This window comes from Lysobacter sp. GCM10012299, assembly GCF_042649405.1.
GTDB lineage: Bacteria > Pseudomonadota > Gammaproteobacteria > Xanthomonadales > Xanthomonadaceae > Lysobacter_J.
Genome location: NZ_JBHRZC010000005.1, coordinates 41,106 through 60,691, shown reverse-complemented (window position 1 = coordinate 60,691; position 19,586 = coordinate 41,106). Strand labels below are relative to the sequence as shown.

19 protein-coding genes are annotated in these 19,586 nt (G+C 67.2%); 2 read left to right on the top strand and 17 right to left on the bottom strand.

The window, feature by feature from the left end:
* Positions 1-1,083, bottom strand: coding sequence for a DNA topoisomerase IB (locus tag ACFOPO_RS14285; protein WP_386703977.1), 1,083 nt, complete (start codon positions 1,081-1,083; stop codon positions 1-3).
* A 92-nt stretch (positions 1,084-1,175) separates the two neighbouring features.
* Between ACFOPO_RS14285 and ACFOPO_RS14280 the strand changes: the two genes are divergently transcribed.
* Complete coding sequence (locus ACFOPO_RS14280) at positions 1,176-1,814, top strand: GIY-YIG nuclease family protein (RefSeq protein ID WP_386703975.1); 639 nt, start codon at positions 1,176-1,178, stop codon at positions 1,812-1,814.
* Here the strand turns inward: ACFOPO_RS14280 and ACFOPO_RS14275 are convergent.
* Positions 1,811-2,083: a GlsB/YeaQ/YmgE family stress response membrane protein gene (locus ACFOPO_RS14275; protein ID WP_386703973.1), complete on the bottom strand. Its 273-nt coding sequence runs from the start codon at positions 2,081-2,083 to the stop codon at positions 1,811-1,813. The genes ACFOPO_RS14280 and ACFOPO_RS14275 overlap by 4 nt on opposite strands.
* Positions 2,084-2,200: 117 nt before the next feature.
* On the opposite strand from ACFOPO_RS14275, the gene ACFOPO_RS14270 reads away from it, so the two are divergent.
* Complete coding sequence (locus ACFOPO_RS14270) at positions 2,201-2,683, top strand: MgtC/SapB family protein (protein WP_386703971.1); 483 nt, start codon at positions 2,201-2,203, stop codon at positions 2,681-2,683.
* A gap of 16 nt (positions 2,684-2,699) precedes the next feature.
* On the opposite strand, the gene ACFOPO_RS14265 is transcribed toward ACFOPO_RS14270, so the two are convergent.
* The 15 genes from ACFOPO_RS14265 to ACFOPO_RS14195 form a co-directional block, all read right to left on the bottom strand.
* Complete coding sequence (locus ACFOPO_RS14265; protein ID WP_386703969.1) at positions 2,700-5,792, bottom strand: error-prone DNA polymerase; 3,093 nt, start codon at positions 5,790-5,792, stop codon at positions 2,700-2,702.
* The gene (locus tag ACFOPO_RS14260) at positions 5,789-7,201 is read right to left on the bottom strand and encodes a Y-family DNA polymerase (RefSeq protein ID WP_386703967.1); all 1,413 of its coding nucleotides are present in this window, start codon (positions 7,199-7,201) and stop codon (positions 5,789-5,791) included. The genes ACFOPO_RS14265 and ACFOPO_RS14260 overlap by 4 nt, the downstream gene beginning before the upstream one ends.
* 12 nt (positions 7,202-7,213) lie before the next feature.
* Complete coding sequence (imuA, locus tag ACFOPO_RS14255) at positions 7,214-7,831, bottom strand: translesion DNA synthesis-associated protein ImuA (protein ID WP_386703965.1); 618 nt, start codon at positions 7,829-7,831, stop codon at positions 7,214-7,216.
* Positions 7,832-7,840: 9 nt separating this feature from the next.
* Positions 7,841-8,449 carry a transcriptional repressor LexA gene (lexA, locus tag ACFOPO_RS14250; protein ID WP_386703963.1) on the bottom strand — a complete coding sequence of 203 codons (609 nt, stop codon included), beginning with the start codon at positions 8,447-8,449 and terminating at the stop codon, positions 7,841-7,843.
* Positions 8,450-8,793: 344 nt separating this feature from the next.
* Positions 8,794-9,546 carry an OmpA family protein gene (locus tag ACFOPO_RS14245; protein ID WP_386703961.1) on the bottom strand — a complete coding sequence of 251 codons (753 nt, stop codon included), beginning with the start codon at positions 9,544-9,546 and terminating at the stop codon, positions 8,794-8,796.
* 89 nt (positions 9,547-9,635) lie between these two features.
* The gene (locus tag ACFOPO_RS14240) at positions 9,636-11,105 is read right to left on the bottom strand and encodes a wax ester/triacylglycerol synthase family O-acyltransferase (protein WP_386703959.1); all 1,470 of its coding nucleotides are present in this window, start codon (positions 11,103-11,105) and stop codon (positions 9,636-9,638) included.
* A 102-nt stretch (positions 11,106-11,207) separates the two neighbouring features.
* On the bottom strand, positions 11,208-12,653 hold the full coding sequence (locus tag ACFOPO_RS14235; protein ID WP_386703957.1) for a cryptochrome/photolyase family protein: 1,446 nt from the start codon (positions 12,651-12,653) through the stop codon (positions 11,208-11,210).
* Positions 12,654-12,690: 37 nt separating this feature from the next.
* A complete protein-coding gene (gene alr, locus ACFOPO_RS14230; RefSeq protein ID WP_386703956.1) occupies positions 12,691-13,833 on the bottom strand; it encodes an alanine racemase in 1,143 nt (380 codons plus the stop codon).
* 71 nt (positions 13,834-13,904) lie between these two features.
* A complete protein-coding gene (locus ACFOPO_RS14225) occupies positions 13,905-14,228 on the bottom strand; it encodes a glycine zipper 2TM domain-containing protein (protein ID WP_386703954.1) in 324 nt (107 codons plus the stop codon).
* Between the two features lie 86 nt (positions 14,229-14,314).
* On the bottom strand, positions 14,315-15,730 hold the full coding sequence (locus tag ACFOPO_RS14220) for a replicative DNA helicase (protein ID WP_386703952.1): 1,416 nt from the start codon (positions 15,728-15,730) through the stop codon (positions 14,315-14,317).
* Between the two features lie 64 nt (positions 15,731-15,794).
* Entirely contained in the window at positions 15,795-16,151 is a 357-nt protein-coding gene (locus ACFOPO_RS14215) for a hypothetical protein (RefSeq protein WP_386703950.1), read from the bottom strand.
* A gap of 155 nt (positions 16,152-16,306) precedes the next feature.
* The gene (gene rplI / locus ACFOPO_RS14210; RefSeq protein WP_386703948.1) at positions 16,307-16,759 is read right to left on the bottom strand and encodes a 50S ribosomal protein L9; all 453 of its coding nucleotides are present in this window, start codon (positions 16,757-16,759) and stop codon (positions 16,307-16,309) included.
* 126 nt (positions 16,760-16,885) lie between these two features.
* Positions 16,886-17,116: a 30S ribosomal protein S18 gene (gene rpsR / locus ACFOPO_RS14205; protein WP_055899483.1), complete on the bottom strand. Its 231-nt coding sequence runs from the start codon at positions 17,114-17,116 to the stop codon at positions 16,886-16,888.
* A 12-nt stretch (positions 17,117-17,128) separates the two neighbouring features.
* Positions 17,129-17,554, bottom strand: a complete 426-nt coding sequence (rpsF, locus tag ACFOPO_RS14200; RefSeq protein WP_386703947.1) for a 30S ribosomal protein S6 — start codon at positions 17,552-17,554, stop codon at positions 17,129-17,131.
* A 231-nt stretch (positions 17,555-17,785) separates the two neighbouring features.
* Entirely contained in the window at positions 17,786-19,582 is a 1,797-nt protein-coding gene (locus ACFOPO_RS14195; protein ID WP_386703945.1) for a DUF885 domain-containing protein, read from the bottom strand.
* Positions 19,583-19,586 lie beyond the last annotated feature (4 nt).

Below are 19,586 nucleotides of genomic sequence, written 5' to 3'. Positions count from 1 at the left end.
TCAGCGCGCCTCGCGGTGGGCGCGCTTCAACAGCCGCAGCGCCGCCTGCTCCCATTGCCGCGCGCCGCGCGCATTGGCCGTGGCGCGTTGCAGGCGGCCATCTTCCCAGCACGCGAACACGGCCGGGTCGATGTACGACTTGCGACATATCGCAGGCGTATTGCCGAGCACCTGCGCGACTTCCTTGATCACCGCGTTGCGGGTCGAGACGATGCCCTGGGCATCAGGTTGACCATCGTCCTTGCAGGGCACTTCGCTCGCGGCCAGCAGGCGCACCGCCAGCAGCGTGCCGCCCCAGGTGCGGAAATCCTTGGCGGTGAACTCGCCTCCGGTGGCTTCACGCAGGTAGTCGTTGACCAGTCCCGAATCGACCGGTTGCACCGTGTCGTCCTCGTCGCGGTACTGGAACAGCATCTGCCCCGGCAGCTGCTGGCATGTCCGCATCAGCCGGGTCAGTCGCGCGTCGTCGAGGATGACGTCGTGCTCCAGGCCGCTCTTGCCGCGGAAGCGGAACTGGGCCCGTCCGCCGCGCAGGAATTCGACATGGCGGTTGCGCAGCGTTGTCAGGCCGTAGGAACGGTTGCCGCGCGCGTATTCGTCGTTGCCGATGCGCAGCAGGGTGTCGGCGAGCACCGCCACCACTATCGCCGATACTTTTTCGCGGCCGAGGCCACTGCGCGCAAGGTCACTGCGCAGGCGCCGCCGCAGGCGCGGCAGCGATGCGCCGAAGGCGACGATGCGATCGAACTTGTCGCTGTCGCGGACCTGGCTCCAGTCCGGGTGGTAGCGGTATTGCTTGCGTCCCCGGGCATCGCGGCCCGTCGCCTGGATATGGCCGTTGGCGCGCGTGCAGATCCACACGTCGCGGTAGGCCGGCGGAATGGCGAGGGCACGGATCCGCGCCAGCGTCGCGGCATCGCGGATGCGCCGGCCTTGGGCATCGACGTACGAGAAGCCCTTGCCTGCACGGCGCCGCCGCAACCCGGGGTCGGCGTCACTGACATAGACCAGGCCGCCGGCGGCAGCCGATTGTTCGGCCGAGCCGGTCCGTACCGCAATAGTGGTGCGCTCGCGGGCTGCCATGCCCGCAGCATCCCGGCGCGGAGATCAAGGCCGCGTCACCGTCGCGGCGGTTCGTTCATGCAAGGCCCCGTGCTGGCGCGATCATGTCGGGCATGGCTTTGATACGCACCGCCGATCCCGATCGAACCCGCGCCAGCAGCGAAGGGGCGAGCTACCTGTACGTCCTGCCGTGCGCGGGCGAGGACCTGCTCAAGCTCGGCTTCTCGCGCCACCCGCTGCAGCGCATGCAGGCGCTGCACACCCGCTACTTCGAGTTCTTCGACCTCGACCGCGCCTTCCTGGTCGAAACCGAAACCGTGCGCGATGCACGCGACCTCGAGCTGGCGCTGGGGCATGCGATCGCCCTGCATTCGGCGCCGATGCCGCTGCTGGTGCGCGAAGCGGCCGGTGGCCACAGCGAGTGGTACCGCGGCGCCGGCGAAGTGCTCGCAAGCGAAATTTCTGCCCTCGCCGTCCGCGGATACACCGTCCATGACCCGTTGCGGCCCTGGCTGCGCCGCGAACTCCTGCGCGGCCGCGAAGACCTGTTCACCTGGGCAAGCACCCTGCTGGACGGACTGGCTGGCGAGCCGGAATGGCTCGACCAGCCGCAGACTGCGGCATTGCGCCAGCATGCGCTCGACACGCTGGACGCCTATGCCGCAGTCGACATTCCCGTGGCCGATGTGTTGCCCGACCTGCTGGCGCGCTGGTACCGCGATGCAACCGGGAATGCTGGACGCGGCGGTTAGCGCGCGCGGCCGCGGGTGAACAGGTTGACGATGGCCAGCAGCACGATCGCACCCAGCAACGAGAGCAGCAGGCCGCTCATGCTGAAGTTGCCATCGTTGATGTCACCGCCGCCCAGCCCCAGCACACCGCCCAGCCAGCCACCGATGAAGGCGCCGATGATGCCGACGATGATGTTGAGGAAAATTCCCTGTTGGCCGTCGCGACGCATGACGAGGCTCGCGAGCCAACCAATGATGCCGCCTACGATCAACCAGATAATGAAGCCCATGGCATGTCCTCCGTTTAGGTGCGACCGATCCTAGGAAGGGATGCGTGACGCGCATGTTATTGGCCTGGCGGCCGGTCGTGACGCCGTCTATACATCGCCTGCCCTTAGGGTGAATGGATGGACTGGACCCTGCAGCTGGTAGTGCTCGGCGACACCGCCATTGCCATGGTGCTGGGCGGCGCCATTGGCTTCGAGCGCGAACTGAAGAACCGCCCGGCCGGCTTCCGCACCCACATGCTGGTGGCCGGCGCCGCCGCCCTGCTGGTCGGCCTGGGCCAGCTGGTGATCACCGACCATCGCCTCGATGGCGAAGGCCTGACCCTGGATCCGTTGCGTCTGGTCGAAGCGGTGATCGCCGGCGTGTCGTTCATTGGCGCCGGCACCATCTTCGGCCACCGCGGATCCCATGTGGTGGCCGGCATCACCACGGCCGCTTCGATCCTGATGGTCGCGGTGATCGGCGTGATGGCCGGGTTCCGCTACCACCTGCTTGCGCTGGCGGCGACGGTGTTGACGCTGCTGGTGCTGGCCGCGGTCGGCGCGATCGAGCGGCGGATGCTGGCGAAGGTCAAGGACAACGGCAACGGCGCGGAGAAGTGACGGCCGCCGGCGTTGATCAACGGAAGTCGCGCGAACTCGTATCCAGCTCGCCCAGCAGCTCGGCGTAATTCTCCAGCCGCTGCGCGATCACGTGCTGCACGCCATCGACGCGCTCCAGCCGCCCTTCCACCGCCAGCAGCTGCGACTCCAGCAGCACCCGCCGCTGGCGTTCGGCCAGGTGCTTCCAGACCACGACATTGATCGTTCCCGACTCGTCTTCCAGAGTCACGAAGATCACGCCGCTGGCGGTCTGCGGTTGCTGGCGGCCGCGCACCAGCCCGGCGGTGCGCACGTTGCGGCCATGGGCGACCTGGTCGAGTTCGGTCGAGCCCTTGCAACGACGCGCGGCCAGCGCCTTGCGCAGGTACGACAGCGGATGCCGGCCGAGCGTGGTACCGGTCAGGGCGTAGTCGGCACGCAGGTCCTCGTCGGCGGTCGGCATCGGCAGGCGAATCTGCGATTCCTTGCCGGACACGGTCGCGCCCAGCAACGGCAGCTGGCGTTCGACGCCGGTGATCGCCCAGCGTGCGCGATGGCGATGGCCCGCGAGTGACTTCAGCGCACCGGCATCGGCCAGCAGGCCCTGCTGGCGGCGATCGAGCGCGGCGCGTTCGCACAGGTCGGCGACGTCGTCGAACGCGCGCCGTGCCCGCGCCGCCTCGATACGTTCGGCGGCGACGCTGTCGAAGCCCTGGATCATGCGCAGGCCGAGCCGGATCGACGGCTGGTCGTCGAGCCCGTCCTGGCCGCGCAAACGCTCCAGGCTGCAGTCCCAGTCGCTGAAACGCACGTCCACCGGCAACACGCGCACGCCATGGCGACGCACGTCCTGCAGGATCTGGTCGGGCGTGTAGAAGCCCATCGGCCAGCTGTTGATCAGGCTGCAGGCAAACGCCGCCGGCTCGTGCCGCTTGAGCCAGCAGGTGACGTAGGTGATCAGCGCGAAACTGGCCGCGTGCGACTCGGGGAAACCGTAACTGCCGAAGCCCTTGATCTGCTCGAAGATGCGGTCGGCGAACTCCCTTGAGTAGCCGTTGTCGAGCATGCGCGAGGTCAGCCGCTCGCGATGGTGCTCCAGCCCGCCGTGGCGCTTCCATGCCGCCATCGAGCGGCGCAGCTCGTCGGCTTCGCCGGGCGTGTAGTCAGCGGCCTGGATCGCCAGCTGCATCACCTGCTCCTGGAACAGCGGCACGCCCAGGGTGCGTTCGAATACTTCGCGCAGGCGCGGCGGGTACTCGACCGGCTCCTGGCCGTTGCGGCGGCGCAGGTAGGGATGGACCATGTCGCCCTGGATCGGCCCGGGCCGCACGATCGCCACCTCGATCACCAGGTCGTAGAAGTTCTTCGGCCGCAGCCGCGGCAGCATCGCCATCTGCGCGCGCGATTCGATCTGGAACACGCCGACGGTATCGGCGCGGCCGATCATCTCGTAGGTGTCCGGGTCATCGGCCGGGATGTCGGCCATGGTCATGTCGCGACGCCCGTGCCGGCGCAGCTGGTCGAGCGTCTTTCGCACCGCGGTCAGCATGCCCAGGGCGAGGCAGTCGACCTTCGACACCTGCATGACGTCGAGGTCGTCCTTGTCCCACTGGATCACGGTGCGGCCGTCCATCGCCGCGTTCTCCACCGGCACCAGGTTGTGCAGCGGCTGCTCGCTGATGACGAAGCCGCCCGGGTGCTGCGACAGATGCCGCGGGAAGCCGATCAGCTCACCGGTGAGCTGCAGCACCCGGCGCAGGATTGGCGCCTCCGGGTCGAAGCCGCGCTCGCGCAGGTACTCGGGCATCGGCAGTTCACCGCTCCAGCGTTCCATGGTCGCGGCCAGTTCGTTGACCTGGTCCGGTGGCAACCCCAGTGCCTTGGCGACGTCGCGGATCGCGCTCTTGCCGCGATAGCTGATTGCCACCGTCACCAGCGCCGCGCGCTCTCGGCCGTAGCGTTCGAACACGTACTGAAGCACCTCCTCGCGGCGCTCGTGCTCGAAGTCGATGTCGATGTCCGGCGGCTCGTTGCGCTCGCGCGAGAGGAAGCGCTCGAACAGCATGTTCATCGCCCCGGGGTCGAGCTCGGTCACGCCCAGCGCGTAGCACACCGCCGAATTGGCCGCCGAGCCGCGGCCCTGGCAGAGGATCGCGCGGCTGCGGGCGAAGCGGACGATGTCGTGCACGGTCAGGAAGTACGACTCGTAGCGCAGCTCGGAGATCAGCGCCAGTTCGTGCTCGATCTGGTCGTGGGCCTTGTCGGGCGTGCCCTTGGGCCAGCGCCAGCGCGCGCCCTCGTCGGTCAGTTGCCGCAGCCAGCTGGCGGCGGTGTGGCCTTCGGGCACCAGCTCGCGCGGGTACTCGTATTGCAGCTGGTCGAGGGTGAAGCGGCAGCGCTGCGCGACGCGCACGGTCTCGGCCAGCAGGTCGGCCGGGTAGATCGCCGACAAGGCGCGACGCGTTCGCAGGTGGCGCTCGCCGTTGGGGAACAGCAGCGCCCCGGCCTCGACCACCGTGGTGCGGTGGCGGATCGCGGTCAGCGTGTCCTGCAACACCCGGCGCGAACGCACGTGCATGTGCGCATCGCCGGCGGCGACCAGCGGCAAGCCATGGCGATGTCCGAGTTCGCGCAGTGCCTGCAGGCGTTCGTCATCGTCCGGGCCGCGGTGGAGTTCGACGGCGATCCACAGGCGGTCGGGGAATATCGATTTCAGCCAGTCGATCTCACCGTCGCCGCCATCGGCCGGCAGCCACAATGCCAGCAGGCCGGCGGGAAGTCCCTCGAAGTCCTCGCGCAACAGGCGGTAACGGCCCTTCTCGGCGCGGCGCCGGGCGACGGTGATCATCCGGCACAACGCGGCGTAACCGTCCAGGTCCGCCACCAGCAGCACCACCGCCGGACCGTCTTCGATCCGCATTTCGCTGCCGACGATCAGCGGCAGGCCGCTTTTCCGCGACGCCTCCAGCGCGCGCACGATGCCGGCCAGCGAGCATTCGTCGGTGATTGCCAGGGCCTGGTAGCCCTGCTCCCTGGCGCGGTCGAACAGTTCCTGCGCGACCGAAGCGCCGCGCTGGAAGCTGAAGGCCGACAGGCAGTGCAGCTCGGCGTAGTCGGGCAACTCCGTCATGCGAACCACCCATGCAGCATGTACGGCCCACGCTCGCCGGCGACGCAATAGGCCCAGGCGCGCTGACCGCTGGACGTCTCGACCAGGTAGTAATCGCGGCGCACTTCGAAACCGTCCCACCAGCCCGATTCGATGCGCTCGGGCCCGGCCAGCACGGTCAATGCGTGATCGCGCAGCGGGATCGGCTGGTGCAGCAGCCAACCCGGTCGCGGCAATGACGGCGGCGCGGCTTCGCGTTGCCCCGGCGCATCGAGGCCCCAGGCGCGCTCGGGCCGATGGTCGCCACGAATGGCCAGCCCATGCACGGCGTCATCGCCGAGACGCGCGCGCAACCGCTCGCGCAACTGCGGCCACGGCATCGCCTGCTGCGAACGCGCATCGAACAGGTCGCGGCTGGCCGGCACGAACGGTGGCAGTTCGCTCGCGATCAGGCGCAGGCCGCGCACCGGTGCAGGCACCCGCGCCTGCTCGAGGCGGCCGCGGGTGAGTTCGAACAAGGTCGCCGCCGCACGCTCGGGCGCGAGCAGGCCGACCGTGACTTCGCTGTCGTCGCAGCGCTCGTGTTCGAGCACCAGCACGAAGCGCTGCACGCCGCCGTCGCGACCGGCGAGGAAGGTGGCCAGGTCGGCAGTCAGGCGGCGCAGCGGGAACAGCAGCGCCTGGCTGGATTCGATCTCGTGGTCGAACTCCATGCGCTGGTCGAACACGTCCGGCGGCCGGTACAGCGTCAACGGCTGCGTCATCTCGCCGCGCAGGGCATCCAGGTACGGCAGCACCGTCTTCGGAAAGCGCCGGGTGATGCTGTCGCGCGGCAACTCGAAGACCTGGCTCAGGCGACGCAGGCCCATGCGCGACAACGACAGCGCGGTTTCGCGATCGAGCCCGGCCCGCTCCACCGGAATCTGCCCCAGGCCGGTCAGCAGGCTTTCGTCGGTCAACCCGATGCCATCGTGGACATTGGCCAGCACCCGCGCGGCATGCGGATTGGGCGCGGCGACCAGGCGATGGCGGAAGCCCATCTCGCGCAGCTCCTCGCGCATCTGCGCTTCCAGCCGCGGCCACGGCCCGAACAGCTTCAGACTGCGGCCGATCTCCAGCACGATGGCATGGGCGAACTGCGTGCTGACCTGCGAACTGAAACGGTAGGCCCAGGCCGCGACCAGGTCACGCCAGTGTGCCGCGTCCTTCGCATCAAAGGCGACGCTGGTGAAACCGGCATGGATCGCCTGCGCCGCCGCCAGCGATTGCCCCGCCCGCAACCCGAGCGCGCGTGCGGCCGGATTGACCGAATGCAGCACGCGCCGCTGCACCGGTCCATCGATCAGCGCCAAAGGCTGATCGGGCATCGGCTGACGGCGCAGGACACCGTCCAACGCCAGTTGCGGCAACAGCAGGCAGACCCAGCGCATGACGGTCCTGCCTCACTGCCATTCGAAGGCAATGGGCCGCGTCGGCGCCAGCCCGCCGCGGCACTTGAGCACGCGCAATTGCTGCGGATCGGTATCGATGGCGATGCGCAGCGCCGCCGGCGAAGGATTGCGCGCGGCCTTGGCCGGACGGATCGCGAAGCCCAGGCAGCGCCCGCTCTCGGCCGCCACCTGCAACCGCCGCAGCGCGCGATCGTCGGCGTGCAGCGGCCAGCACAGCACCGCCGCGCACGCTCCCGAACGCAGGCACTGCTCGGCCGCCCACAGCGCATCACGCGGCGGCGTATCGATGACCTGCAACTGCGACAGGCGCACACCGGCGCGTTGCCACGCCGGCGCGAACGGCACGTACGGCGGCGCGACCAGAACAATCGTTCCTTCCTGCTGCGACAACCGCGCCAGCGCCGGCCACAGCAGGCGCAACTCACCGACGCCGTCGGCCGGGATCAGCAGTTCGGTCAATGCACCGTCGGGCCAGCCGCCCGAAGGCAGCGCCGCATCGAGCAGGGCGTGCCCGCTCGGCTGCGGACTGGCGGGCAGCACATGGCGCTGCTGGCCTTTCCAGAGCCGGCGCTGGTCCAGCAGGCTGTCGATGGCGACGACCGCGCCCATGCCCTGCCCTCAGCCCTGCCGGATCAGACCGCAGAAAATGCCTTCAATGGCGAAGTCCTGGCCCGGTTCAACCACGATGGGCGAATGCGCCGGATTGCGCGGCAACAAGCGGATGCCATCGCCCTCGTGCTCCAGTCGCTTGATGGTGATCTCGCCATCGACCCGCGCCACGACCACCTGGCCATCGCGCGCCGCGTTGCTGCGATGCACCCCGACCAGATCGCCGTCGAGGATGCCGTCATCGATCATCGAATCGCCCTGCACCCGGAGCAGGTAATCGGGCGCACGCGAGAACAGTCGGCGATCCAGGCGCAGACGCGGAGCGTCCTCGACGATGTCGGCGCCAATGGGCACACCGGCCGCGACCCGTCCCAGCACCGGCAGGCTGACCAGCTCACCCGGCGCATCGCGACCGAGCAGGCGAATGCCACGGCGCTGGTTCGGCACCAGCTCGATCTGGCCCGCGTCGGCCAGCGCCTGCACATGCTTTTTGGCCGCGGTGACCGAAGCGAAACCGAACGCCTGCGCGATCTCCGCCAGGCTCGGCGGCTGCCCCTCCTCGATCCGTTCGCGGATGAAGGCCAGGACGGCGGTACGTTTCGGAGAAGGGCTGGCCATGGTGCATATATTTACACCTTGGCGCTGGAGTTGAACAGATCCGGCTGTCGTCTTTGCAAAAGGAGGGATTCGTGTAGCACAGCCTTATGCGGCCAATGACCTCAATTGGTTCAATCGTTTACAAATAATTGTTGAAGTCCGCGCGAGGTGACAGGCAACGTCAAGGTCAAAATGGATCCCGGCGTTCGCCGGGATGACGAGCTCCCGATCGTCCGCGGGGCGTAGCAATCCCCGGGTCGGCGGACGGCGCCGCTCCGGAGACGGAAGCCCTGTGACCACCGCAGACCGCAAAGAAAAGAGCCGCCCAAAGGCGGCTCTTTCCGAATCACACAACCAGCTGGAGATCAGGACTCGATCGGCACCAGCGTGATCTCGACACGACGGTTCTGCGCACGACCGGATTCCGAATCGTTGCTCGCCACCGGATGCGTCTCACCCGCACCCACCACGATGAAACGATCGCGATTGAGGCCGCGGCTGGTCAGATAACCCGACACCGCATTGGCACGCTGCTCCGACAGCTTCTGGTTGTAAGCATCGCTGCCGACGCTGTCAGTGTGACCGGCCACCTCGACGATCGTCTGGTTGTACTCCTGCAACGTACGCGCAACGTTATCCAGCACCGGATAGAACTCCGGCTTCAGATTGGACTTGTCGAAATCGAACGTGATGCCGCTGGGCATGTTGAGCGTGATGTTGTTGCCATCGCGCACCACGTCCACGCCAGTGCCGGCCATCTGGTCGCGCAGCGCACGCTCCTGGCGGTCCTGGTAGTTGCCGATCGCAGCACCGGCCAGGCCACCCACACCCGCACCGACCAGCGCACGCTGGCGGCGCTCGGTGGCATCGTCACCACTGAGCAGGCCCGCGGCAACGCCGGCCAGCGCACCGATCAGCGCGCCCTTGCCCGTCTTGCTCATGCCCTGCTGCTGCGCCGGCGGCTGCCCCTGCTGCGGCTGTTGGCCCTGCGGATACTGGCCCTGGGGGTACTGACCCTGCGGGTACTGCTGGCCGTAATACGGCTGGCTCGTGGCGCAACCGGCAAGCACGGCGGTCATCGCCAGTGCGGCGAATGCGATCTTGATCTGGGTCTTCATCGGGGCGGTCCTTCTGGGAAGCTCGGTTGAACTGTGGCGCAAGCTAATCACGTCCGCGTGCGCCGGGAGTGACCAGCGGTCACACCTATTCAGTTTCCGGCAGGGAACATGGCTTCAGCCGCAACGGCATCCAGCGTGTGCTCCCAGCTTCCCATCAGGGACAGATACAACAGCTTCTCGAACTCGGCCCCGAAGCGGCTGATCACCGCGTCCGGATCCGGAATCAGGCGACCGTCCGCGATCAGGCCGAAGTGCACGCGGCCGTTGTAGCTCAGGATCGAAATGCCGATCCCGATCGAACCGGTCTGCGGCACCCAGAACATCATCTCGCGCAACATGCAGCCCGCCAGGTACAGCGGCTGCTGCGGCCCGGGGACGTTGGTGGCCACCGCAGTCGCCTTGCGGCTGAAAAGCTCCAGTGCGAGGCCCTGCACTGCCGCCGGCGCCATGCCGAGCGCAGCCAACAAGCCATATGCAACAATAGCTTGCCTCGAATTCTTCAGGTTACGCATGCACTCGGCGACGAGTTCCAGCCGCCGGATCGGGTTGCCCTCGCCGACCGGCAGGTCGAGGAACACCAGGCCGAAGTGGTTGCCGAGCTTGCGCGCGTGTTCGAGCGGACGCAGGTTCACCGGCACCGTCGCGCGCAACGTCATGCCATCGACGCGCTCGCCGCGCTCGATCATGTAACTGCGCAGCGCGCCGGCGGCCGTCGCCATCAGCACGTCATTGACGGTGCAGTCGCAGGCGCGACCGACCGCCTTTACCTCTTCCAGGTCGAGCGGCTCGGCCCACGCCACGCGCTTGCTCACGCCCAGGCGCCCGCGCAACAACGACGGCGGATCGTCGGACAAGGCCAGCGCATGCAACAGCTCGCGCGCGATCTCGCCGCCCTCCTTCGCCAAGACCGCGGCCAGGCCCGGATCGCGATAGAAGTCCATGCCCTTCTCGACGACCTTGCTGCCCAGCTGCATGTAGCGGTCGACGGCGCCGACGCGACGGGCGACGTCGGCGTGGTCCTGCTTGAGCCACGCACGTGGCAGCTCGCTGTCGTTGCCGGCGTCGGGCTGGGTGTCGGTCAGCGACAGCAGCACCTGCACCAGCGCGATGCCGTCGGCGTAGCTGTGGTGGATGCGGGCGATCAGTGCCGAGCCGCCGTCGTAGCGCTCGACCAGGTGGAACTGCCACAGTGGCCGGTCGTGGCTCAATGGTGAAGATGCCAGCTGGCTGACGAAGCGTTCCAGCGCGCGCTTGTCGCCGCGGCCCGGCAATGCTGCCGGCTGCACGTGCCAGTCGAGGTTGAAGTTGGGGTCGGTGCGCCAGGAGGCGCCAGCGGGTGTGTCCACGGCCTTCTGGCGGAAGCGGCGGTAGGACAGGAAGCGCTGCTTGATCACGCGCTTGAGCCGCTCCAGCGACATCGGCTCGGCGAACATCAGCACGCCGGTGATCATCATCGGATTGGTCGGCCGTTCCATCCGCAACCAGGCCGTGTCGACGCGCGACATCGCCTCACGGCGCGCGCGCTTGCGCGAAGTTGCCCGATCTCCTGTCGTCGCCATGCGCCCTCCCAAGCCTTGTCGCGAGTGAATCACGCTGCCGAGAGCAGCGTCAACGCAATGTGCGTGATGGGGCGCGTCCCGGGTGCGCTTCGCTTACCCGGGCTACGAGACTCGCATTTGGCGGTAGGCCTTGAGGGCACCGTCACGGCCGGCGAACAGGTCCACCAGGGGTTGCATCGGGTAGTCGGGTGCGAGCCGTTGCGAGGTGGCCGGGTCCTGCCACGGTGCGAACCGCAATGGCACCGGCAGACTGGCCAGCTCTGGCAGCCAGCGCGCGATGTAGCGTCCGTCCGGGTCGAACTTCTGCGCCTGCGTCACCGGATTGAAGATGCGGAAGTACGGCGCGGCATCGGCCCCGGTGCCGGCCACCCACTGCCAGCCCAGCGTGTTGCTGGCCAGGTCGGCATCCACCAGCGTGTCCCAGAACCAGCGCGCGCCGTGGCGCCAGTGGTAACGCAGGTGCTTGGTCAGGTAGCTGGCCACGATCATGCGCACGCGGTTGTGCATCCAGCCGGTGCTCCACAACTCGCGCATGCCGGCATCGACGATGGGTACGCCGGTGCGGCCCTGCTGCCACGCCTGCAGATGCGAAGGTGACACCTGCGCCCAGTCGAAGGCGTTGAACTTCGGGTCGAAGTTCTGCTGCGGTGTCTCCGGGAAGTGGTGCAGCAGGTGGTAGCCGAACTCGCGCCAGCCCAGTTCGCGCCGGGCGGCGTCGATGTCGGTGTCGGCCACCTGGCCACGCAGGCGCTCCAATGCCGCGACCACGCGCCACGGCGCGATCTCGCCGAAGTGCAGGTGCGGTGACAGGCGCGAGGTACCGATACGGTCCGGGCGGTCGCGTTGCTCCGCGTAACCGTGCAGGGCGCCATCGGTGAATGCCTCCAGCGCCTGCATCGCACCCTCTTCGCCGGGCGTCCAGTCGTTCCAGAAGGCGCTGTCCCAACCGCGCGCCGGCGCCAGCCGCAACGCCAGCAGCGGCACGCCTTCCGGCCCCTCGCCACTGTCAGGCAGTCGCGCAGGTGCATCCACGCACGGCTCCAGGCGCCAGTTCGCCAATGCCGAACGCCAGTACGGAGTGAACACCCGGAACGGATTGCCCTGCTGGGTCTTCAGCGTCCACGGTTCGAACAGCAACGCGCTGTTGAAGCTTTCGGCATGCAGGCCCTGCCCGCGCAGCGCCTGCTTGATGCGGGCGTCCCGGCGTTCGAATGCTGGTTCGTAGCGGCGGTTCCAGAACACCGCCTCGGCGCCGGTGGTGGCCACCAGGGACTGCAGGGTTGCCAGGCTGGGACCGAAGAAGCGCCGCAGGTGAGAGCCGCGACGGCGAAGTTGCGCGTCGAGCGCATCGAGCGAACGATGCCGCCATGCATCGGAGGCCGCACCCGGGCGCCAGTCCCCGGCTTCGTCGGGGGCGTGGATGTAGACCGGGATCGGCGTGTAGCCGCCCTCGAGCGCGGCCTGCAGCGCCGGGTTGTCGGCCAGGCGCAGGTCGTTGCGGAACCAGACCAGCGCCGGTGGCGCCGGACTCGCAGCGGTTGCGGGCATCGCCCCTCCAGATGTCTCGACGGGCGAAGTATGCCGGCTACGGGGCGCCGTGGTACTCGCGCAGGCTGTACTCGCGTGGGATTCGGTCGTTGAGGCCGACCAGTATCTCGTAGGGGATCACGCCGGCCCGCTGCGCCAGTGCCTCGACGCTGATGGCGTTGTCGCCCTGCGAACCCACCAGCACCACTTCGTCCTCGTTGAAGGCGCTGTCCTGGCCGATGTCGACCATGAACTGGTCCATGCACACGCGGCCCACGATCGGGTAGCGCTGGCCACGGATCAGCACCTCGCCGCGCGACGACAGCGCCCGCGGGAATCCGTCGCCATAGCCGATGGGTACCGTCACCACGCGCGTGTCGTGTTCCGGCGCCCAGGTCGCACCGTAGCTGACCGGATTGCCGGCCTTGACCACCTTGAAGTAGACCACCCGCGAGGCCAGCGACATCACCGGCTTGAGGTCGACGGTGTGGCGCGACGCCGGATCGGGCTGGACGCCATAAAGCATGATTCCCGGGCGAACCATGTCGAGCCAGGTCTCGGGGAAGTGCAGCACGCCGCCAGAATTGGCCAGGTGCCGGATCGGCATCGGCGCGCCAATGCGCTCGATATGCGCGCACGCCTCGAGGAAGCGCTCAAGCTGCTGGGCGCTCATCGGCGAAAACGGATCGTCCGAGCACGCCAGGTGCGAATAGATGCCCTTGAGCACGCACCACGGCGAGGCCACCGCGGCCTCGATGAAGGGGCGCGCGGAGTAGCTGTGCACCCCGATGCGCTCCATGCCGGTGTCGATCTTGAGATGGATGACCGCCTTGCGGCCCAGCGCCTGCGCCGCGGCCTCGGCCAGGCGCAGCTTGTCCAGCGAGGAGACGGTGATCTCCAGGTCATGGGCGATGAACTGCGTCACCTGGCGGCCGAAGATGCCGCCCATCACCAGTACCGGTGCGGTCACGCCGGCCTGGCGCAGCGCAATGCCCTCTTCCAGGAACGCCACGCCCAGCTGCTCCACGCCCTGCGCCTGCAGGTGCTGCGCGACGCGCACCAGTCCATGCCCATAGGCATTGGCCTTGACGATGCCCATGACCGGCACGCCGACGTGGCCGCGGATGCTGCGCAGGTTGAAGGCCAGATGGTCGAGATCGACCACGATACGGGTGGGCCGTTCGCTGACGGCCGGGGGCATGCCTGCTGACTGGTGCACTTGTGTCCCGGTGGGTGGTCACGCGCCGGGCATTGTATGCCGCGATGGACGGATCAGTCGCAGCGACGCTCGGTCACCGTCTCGGTCTTGTTCTGCTGGTTCTCCTGGACCTTGCGCCCGGCATAGCCGCCGCCGACGGCGCCGGCAACGGTGGCGATCTTCTTGCCGCTGCCGCCACCGATCTGGTTGCCCAGCAGGCCACCGGCGACCGCACCGATCGCAGTGCCGGCGATCTTGTGCTCGTCCTTTACTTCCTTGGGCCTCTCGACCTGGACGTCGTAGCAGTGCGGCGTCTTGGTCGACGACTTGGTCTGCGCCGTCGCCAGCGGCGCCGCGGCCACCAGTGCAGCGGCCAGAAGGATCGATGAATTGCGCATGGCACACCTCCAACGGGATGGCTGCCACGCTGCACCGATGGGCGTTAGGGGCACGTCAATCCGTGCCGACCGTGTTGTGCCCGCGTTTATTCGAAGCTGCCGACCGAATCGTGCGACAGGTTGTCGAAGCGGGTGTACTCGCCGAAGAACTTGAGCTTCATCGAACCGGTCGGGCCGGAACGCTGCTTGCCGATGATGATTTCGGCCAGGCCCTTGTCCGGCGAGTTTTCCTTGTTGTAGTAGTCGTCGCGGTAGATGAACACGATCATGTCCGCGTCCTGCTCGATAGCGCCCGATTCGCGAAGGTCGGCCATCACCGGACGCTTGTCGGTTCGCGTTTCCAGCGAGCGGTTGAGCTGCGACAGGGCGATGATCGGCACCTGCAGTTCCTTCGCCAGGCCCTTGAGCGAGCGCGAGATTTCCGAGATTTCGGTCGCACGGTTCTCGCTGTTGCCCGGCACCGACATCAGCTGCAGGTAGTCGATGACGATCAGGCCCAGGCCGCCGTGCTCGCGCTTGAGGCGGCGCGCCTTGGCGGCGAGCTTGACGGGCGACAGGCCGGGCTCGTCGTCGATGAAGATCTTGACCTCGCGCAGCTGGCGGATCGCACTGGTGACGCGGCTCCAGTCCTCGTCCTCGAGCTGGCCGGTACGCAGGCGCTGGGCGTTGACGCGCCCGACCGAGGAGATCAGGCGCATCGCCAGCTGCGAGGCCGACATTTCCATCGAGAACACCGCCACCGGCTGCTTGCTGCGGAACGCGGCGTACTCGGCCATGTTCAATGCCAGGGTCGTCTTGCCCATCGCCGGACGCGCGGCCAGGATGATCAGGTCGGTCTTCTGCAGGCCGGCGGTCATCATGTCGAACTCGGTGTAGCCGGTGGCCAGGCCGGTGACGCCGCTGCCGTTGGTGTAGCGCGTCTGCAGCAGGTCGAAGGCCTCCGACAGCGCCTTGGTCACCGCGGTGAAGTCGGTCTTGCCGGCGGTGTTGGCCTGGGCGATGGCCAGCACCTGGCGCTCGGCCTCCTCCAGGATCTCGCTGCTCTCGCGGCCGTCGGGCTGGAAGCCATCGTTGACGATGACCGTGCCGACGTCGATCAGCTGGCGCAGGATCGCCTTGTCGCGGACGATCTCGGCGTAAGCGGTGATGTTGGCAGCCGAGGGCGTGGTGCTGGCCAGCTCGATCAGGTACGCGCCACCGGCGACCGTTTCGGACAGGCCCATCGACTCGAACCACTCGCCCAGGGTCACCGCGTCGAACGGCCGGTTCTTTCCGGCCAGTTCGCGGATCGCGCGATAGATCAGCTGGTGGTCGCGCCGGTAGAAGTCGCTGTCGTTGAGCTGGTCGGCGATCCGGTCGTAGGAATCGGGCACCAGCATGAGGCCGCCGAGCACCGCCTGTTCGGCTTCGATCGACTGCGGAGGCACGCGCAGCTGGTCCAGCCGCTGCTCAGTGCGCGTCTCGAACCGCTTCTCGCCGCGAAACCCTGGACGTGCGCTCATGCCGTTTTGTTGCCCCTACCGTGCGCCGTCTGCGCGGCTGTGATTGTGTGACGGGTCGAGCATCCTAGTCGCCGATGCGCTCGAGGGGTTGCAGATAACTCTGTGGATATCTGGTGGATATGAGCCGGGATGGATATGGAGTGAGGGATAGATGGCATGGCGCCGTCTCATCTGCTGCGACAACGTCGACGCCCTGCTCTGCCCGGTACCGATGCACCTGGACCTGCAGCGGCTGCGCCAGCATGGCCACGAGTGCCTCGGTCGCTTCCCCCATCCACCTGCCGGTGCGGTCGGGCGACAGGCTGTCGGCCAGGTGCAGGTCGACGATCGTTGCCATCAGCCAGATCGCGCGGTCGCCGTCGCCCTGGTCCCGGCAAAGCGAGCGCAGGCTGTCGGCAACCAGGTCGACCAGTGTGTCCATTGCGATGGCGAAACCCCGGGAGAGGACACCACCTAGCGCGATGGCAGCGGCAACTCTGTCAGCCAGTCACCCTGATCCATATAGGAATTGTCTGAGTTGCAAAAGCAAAGGGCGCCTTGCGGCGCCCCTTGTTTGAAGCCAGGTGGATCTTCGGATCAGGCGACTTCGCCGACCACGATGACCTTGACGGTGGCTTCGATGTCGGCGTGCAGGTGCAGGACGATCTCGTACTCGCCGGTGCGACGCAGCGGGCCTTCGCCCAGCACGACTTCCGACTTCTCGACCTTGTGGCCAGCCTTGGTGAGGGCTTCGGCGATGTCACGCGGGGTGACCGAGCCGTACAGCTTGCCTTCGGTCGAAGCGTTGGCCGACAGGGTGACTTCCACGCCGTCAAGCGCGGCCTTGCGGCCTTCGGCACCGTCGAGTGCGGCCTTGGCCTTGGCTTCGTACTCGGCGCGACGCGCTTCGAACTCGGCCAGGTTGGTCGCGGTCGCCGGGACGGCCTTGCCGTACGGGATCAGGAAGTTGCGGCCGAAGCCCGGCTTGACGTTGACCTTGTCGCCGAGCTTGCCGAGGTTCTGCACGTTCTGCAGGAGGATCAGTTGCATGGTGTTGCTCCTATTTCGTTAGCGAGGCGATGCCCCGCAGCGGTGTTTCGCTGTCCGAAACCCTCCCCCGCCGCGGACGGCGGCAGGGAGAGGAACGTCCGCCCCCGGAGGAGCGGACCAATTTCATTAGGCGTTGTGGTTGTCGGTGTACGGAATCAGGGCCAGGAAACGGGCGCGCTTGACGGCCGTGGACAGCTGGCGCTGGTACTTCGACTTGGTACCGGTCACGCGGCTCGGCACGATCTTGCCGGTCTCGGTGAGGTACTGGCGCAGGGTGTTGAGATCCTTGTAGTCGATCTCCTTCACACCCTCGGCGGTGAACTTGCAGAACTTGCGGCGACGGAAGAACTTGGACATGTTGGCGATCCCTTAGGCGGCTTCGTTATCGTCGGCGACGTCGGCGGTGCCGACTGCGGTCTCGCCTTCTTCGTCACGGCGGCGGCGCTCGCCGCGCTCCGGCTTGTCGCCCTTCTCATCCTTGAACTTCATGATGAGGGACTGCTCGGTGTCGGCTTCGTCACGCTTGATGACCAGGTGGCGCAGCACGGCATCGTTGAAACGGAAACCGTCGACCAGCTCGTTGAGCACGTTCTGGGTAACTTCGATATTGAGCAGGACGTAGTGGGCCTTGACCAGGTTCTCGATCGGGTAGGCCAGCTGACGGCGGCCCCAATCCTCGAGACGGTGGATCTTGCCTTCGCCGCCTTCGATGAGCGACTTGTAGCGCTCGATCATGGCCGGCACCTGCTCGCTCTGGTCCGGATGGACCAGGAACACGACTTCGTAATGACGCATGGTGTGATTCCTTGTGGATGATGATCCGCGCAGCTTCAGCGCGGACCGGATCAGCCCCCCAGCCTCCCGGAATGGAGGCGGTGGAGCAAGGTCTCCACGAGCCAAGGCCCGCGGAGCCGGAAATTATGGCTGATTCAAGGGCTTGGGGCAAACATCCACGCCTGAGGCCCGATAGTCTCCCTCCCCTTCAAGGGGAGGGCCGGGGTGGGGATGGGTGTCCCCCCAGCCCGATCACCCCTTCTTAAGCGCAATCCACGCGTCGATCCGCGCCTCCAGCGCCTGCAGCGGCACCGACCCGGTCTCGAGGACCGCGTCATTGAACTCGCGCAGATCGAACCGGTCGCCCAACTGCTTCGCAGCCTTCTCACGCAGCTCTGAGATCTTCAGCTGACCGATCTTGTATGCCAGCGCCTGCCCCGGCCAGCCGATATAGCGATCGATCTCGTTGACCACGTCCTGGCGGGTCTTGGGCGAGTTGTCCATGAAATAGGCGATCGCCTTGTCCCGGCTCCAGCCCTTGCTGTGCATGCCGGTGTCGACCACCAGCCGCACCGCCCGCCACATGTCGTAGGCCAGCTGGCCCATCCGGTCGTACGGGTCGTCGTACAGGCCCATGTCGTAGCCCAGGCGCTCGGCATACAGCCCCCAGCCTTCGCCATAGGCCACGAAGTAGGCGGTGCGGCGGAACATCGGCATGTCCGGCAACTCCATGCCGCGGGCGAACTGGAAGTGATGGCCGGGCACCGCCTCGTGCAGCGACAGCGCCATCATTTCCCACTTCGGCCGCACCTCGGGCTTGTAGAGGTTGACGTAGTAGAAGCCGGCGCGGGTGCCGTCGACGGCACCGGGCTGGTAGTACGCGGTGGTGGTGTCGGGCGCGATGTTGTCGGGGATCGGGCGCACGCCGTACGGCAGGCGCGGGATCGTCCTGAACACTTTCACCAGCTGCGGATCGATGCGCTTGGCAATCGCTTCGTAGCCGGTGAACAGCTCCTGCGGCGTCTTGTAGAAGAACTTGGGATCGCTGCGCAGGTACTGGAAGAAGTCGGCCATGCTGCCCTTGAAGCCAACCTCGGCCTTGACCTTCTCCATTTCGCCGCGGATGCGCGCGACTTCCTTCAGGCCAATCTGGTGGATCGCATCGGCGCTCAGGTCGGTGGTGGTGAAATAGCTGGCGACGAAGTCGTAATAGGCCTTGCCGTCAGGCAGGTCGGTGGCGGCGATGGTGGTGCGCGTCTTCGGCAGGTAGTCGTTGGCGAAGAACGTGGCAAAGCCCCGGTAGGCCGGGACGATGGTGCCTGCGATGACCTGCTTCGCCTCGGCCTGCAGCGCGGCGCGGTCGGCCTCGGGCACGGTGTCGGCAAAGCGGGTGAACGGCTTGTAGAACGGGCTCTTGGTCGGGTCGTCGACGATCTGCGCCTGGATCTGCCCGGTCACGCGCTCCATCAGCACCCGCGGCGGCGTGTAGCCGGCGGCGGCGCCTTCGCGCATCAGGGCTTCGTTCTGTTCGATCACGGTCGGCAACGCACGCATGCGTGCCAGCCAGTCGCGGTAATCCTTCGTCGACGCGAAGGGCAACAACTCGGCGATGCCGTCGGCGGTCTGCACACCGCCGCTGTGGCCGACCGGGCTCAGGTATTCGCGGTACTTCTGCCGTTCTACCGCCTTCTCAAGATCCCAGGCGAACACGTCGTAGTTGAGCTGGTCGCTGGCAGACAAGGCCTTGCGATCGATTGCGCGCAAGCGTTGCAGGGCCTTGCGGTCGCCTTCCATGCGCGCCTGGATCGCCGCCATGCTCATGTCGGTCCAGCGGTCGTTGAAGCGCTTGTCGCCGTTGTAGCTGGCCTCTTCCGGGTTCTCGCGCAGTCCGCGCTCCCACTCCTCGTCGAACAGGGTGTAGAGGGCCTGGGTGGCGGCGTTGCGCGTCGGCGTGGCTGCCTGCGTGGCAGCAGAAGGCTGGGCGACGGCGGCCAGCGGCACAGACAGACAGGCGGCGATGGCCGCGGCAAGCAATACAGGACGAAGCATGCTG

Excerpts from the sequence above, each read along its gene's own strand:
- ACFOPO_RS14285 (WP_386703977.1), bottom strand. The coding sequence starts at position 1,083 with ATGGCAGCCCGCGAGCGCACCACTATTGCGGTACGGACCGGCTCGGCC.
- ACFOPO_RS14280 (WP_386703975.1), top strand. The coding sequence starts at position 1,176 with ATGGCTTTGATACGCACCGCCGATCCCGATCGAACCCGCGCCAGCAGC.
- ACFOPO_RS14275 (WP_386703973.1), bottom strand. The coding sequence starts at position 2,083 with ATGGGCTTCATTATCTGGTTGATCGTAGGCGGCATCATTGGTTGGCTC.
- ACFOPO_RS14270 (WP_386703971.1), top strand. The coding sequence starts at position 2,201 with ATGGACTGGACCCTGCAGCTGGTAGTGCTCGGCGACACCGCCATTGCC.
- ACFOPO_RS14265 (WP_386703969.1), bottom strand. The coding sequence starts at position 5,792 with ATGACGGAGTTGCCCGACTACGCCGAGCTGCACTGCCTGTCGGCCTTC.
- ACFOPO_RS14260 (WP_386703967.1), bottom strand. The coding sequence starts at position 7,201 with ATGCGCTGGGTCTGCCTGCTGTTGCCGCAACTGGCGTTGGACGGTGTC.
- imuA (WP_386703965.1), bottom strand. The coding sequence starts at position 7,831 with ATGGGCGCGGTCGTCGCCATCGACAGCCTGCTGGACCAGCGCCGGCTC.
- lexA (WP_386703963.1), bottom strand. The coding sequence starts at position 8,449 with ATGGCCAGCCCTTCTCCGAAACGTACCGCCGTCCTGGCCTTCATCCGC.
- ACFOPO_RS14245 (WP_386703961.1), bottom strand. The coding sequence starts at position 9,546 with ATGAAGACCCAGATCAAGATCGCATTCGCCGCACTGGCGATGACCGCC.
- ACFOPO_RS14240 (WP_386703959.1), bottom strand. The coding sequence starts at position 11,105 with ATGGCGACGACAGGAGATCGGGCAACTTCGCGCAAGCGCGCGCGCCGT.
- ACFOPO_RS14235 (WP_386703957.1), bottom strand. The coding sequence starts at position 12,653 with ATGCCCGCAACCGCTGCGAGTCCGGCGCCACCGGCGCTGGTCTGGTTC.
- alr (WP_386703956.1), bottom strand. The coding sequence starts at position 13,833 with ATGCCCCCGGCCGTCAGCGAACGGCCCACCCGTATCGTGGTCGATCTC.
- ACFOPO_RS14225 (WP_386703954.1), bottom strand. The coding sequence starts at position 14,228 with ATGCGCAATTCATCGATCCTTCTGGCCGCTGCACTGGTGGCCGCGGCG.
- ACFOPO_RS14220 (WP_386703952.1), bottom strand. The coding sequence starts at position 15,730 with ATGAGCGCACGTCCAGGGTTTCGCGGCGAGAAGCGGTTCGAGACGCGC.
- ACFOPO_RS14215 (WP_386703950.1), bottom strand. The coding sequence starts at position 16,151 with ATGGACACACTGGTCGACCTGGTTGCCGACAGCCTGCGCTCGCTTTGC.
- rplI (WP_386703948.1), bottom strand. The coding sequence starts at position 16,759 with ATGCAACTGATCCTCCTGCAGAACGTGCAGAACCTCGGCAAGCTCGGC.
- rpsR (WP_055899483.1), bottom strand. The coding sequence starts at position 17,116 with ATGTCCAAGTTCTTCCGTCGCCGCAAGTTCTGCAAGTTCACCGCCGAG.
- rpsF (WP_386703947.1), bottom strand. The coding sequence starts at position 17,554 with ATGCGTCATTACGAAGTCGTGTTCCTGGTCCATCCGGACCAGAGCGAG.
- ACFOPO_RS14195 (WP_386703945.1), bottom strand. The coding sequence starts at position 19,582 with ATGCTTCGTCCTGTATTGCTTGCCGCGGCCATCGCCGCCTGTCTGTCT.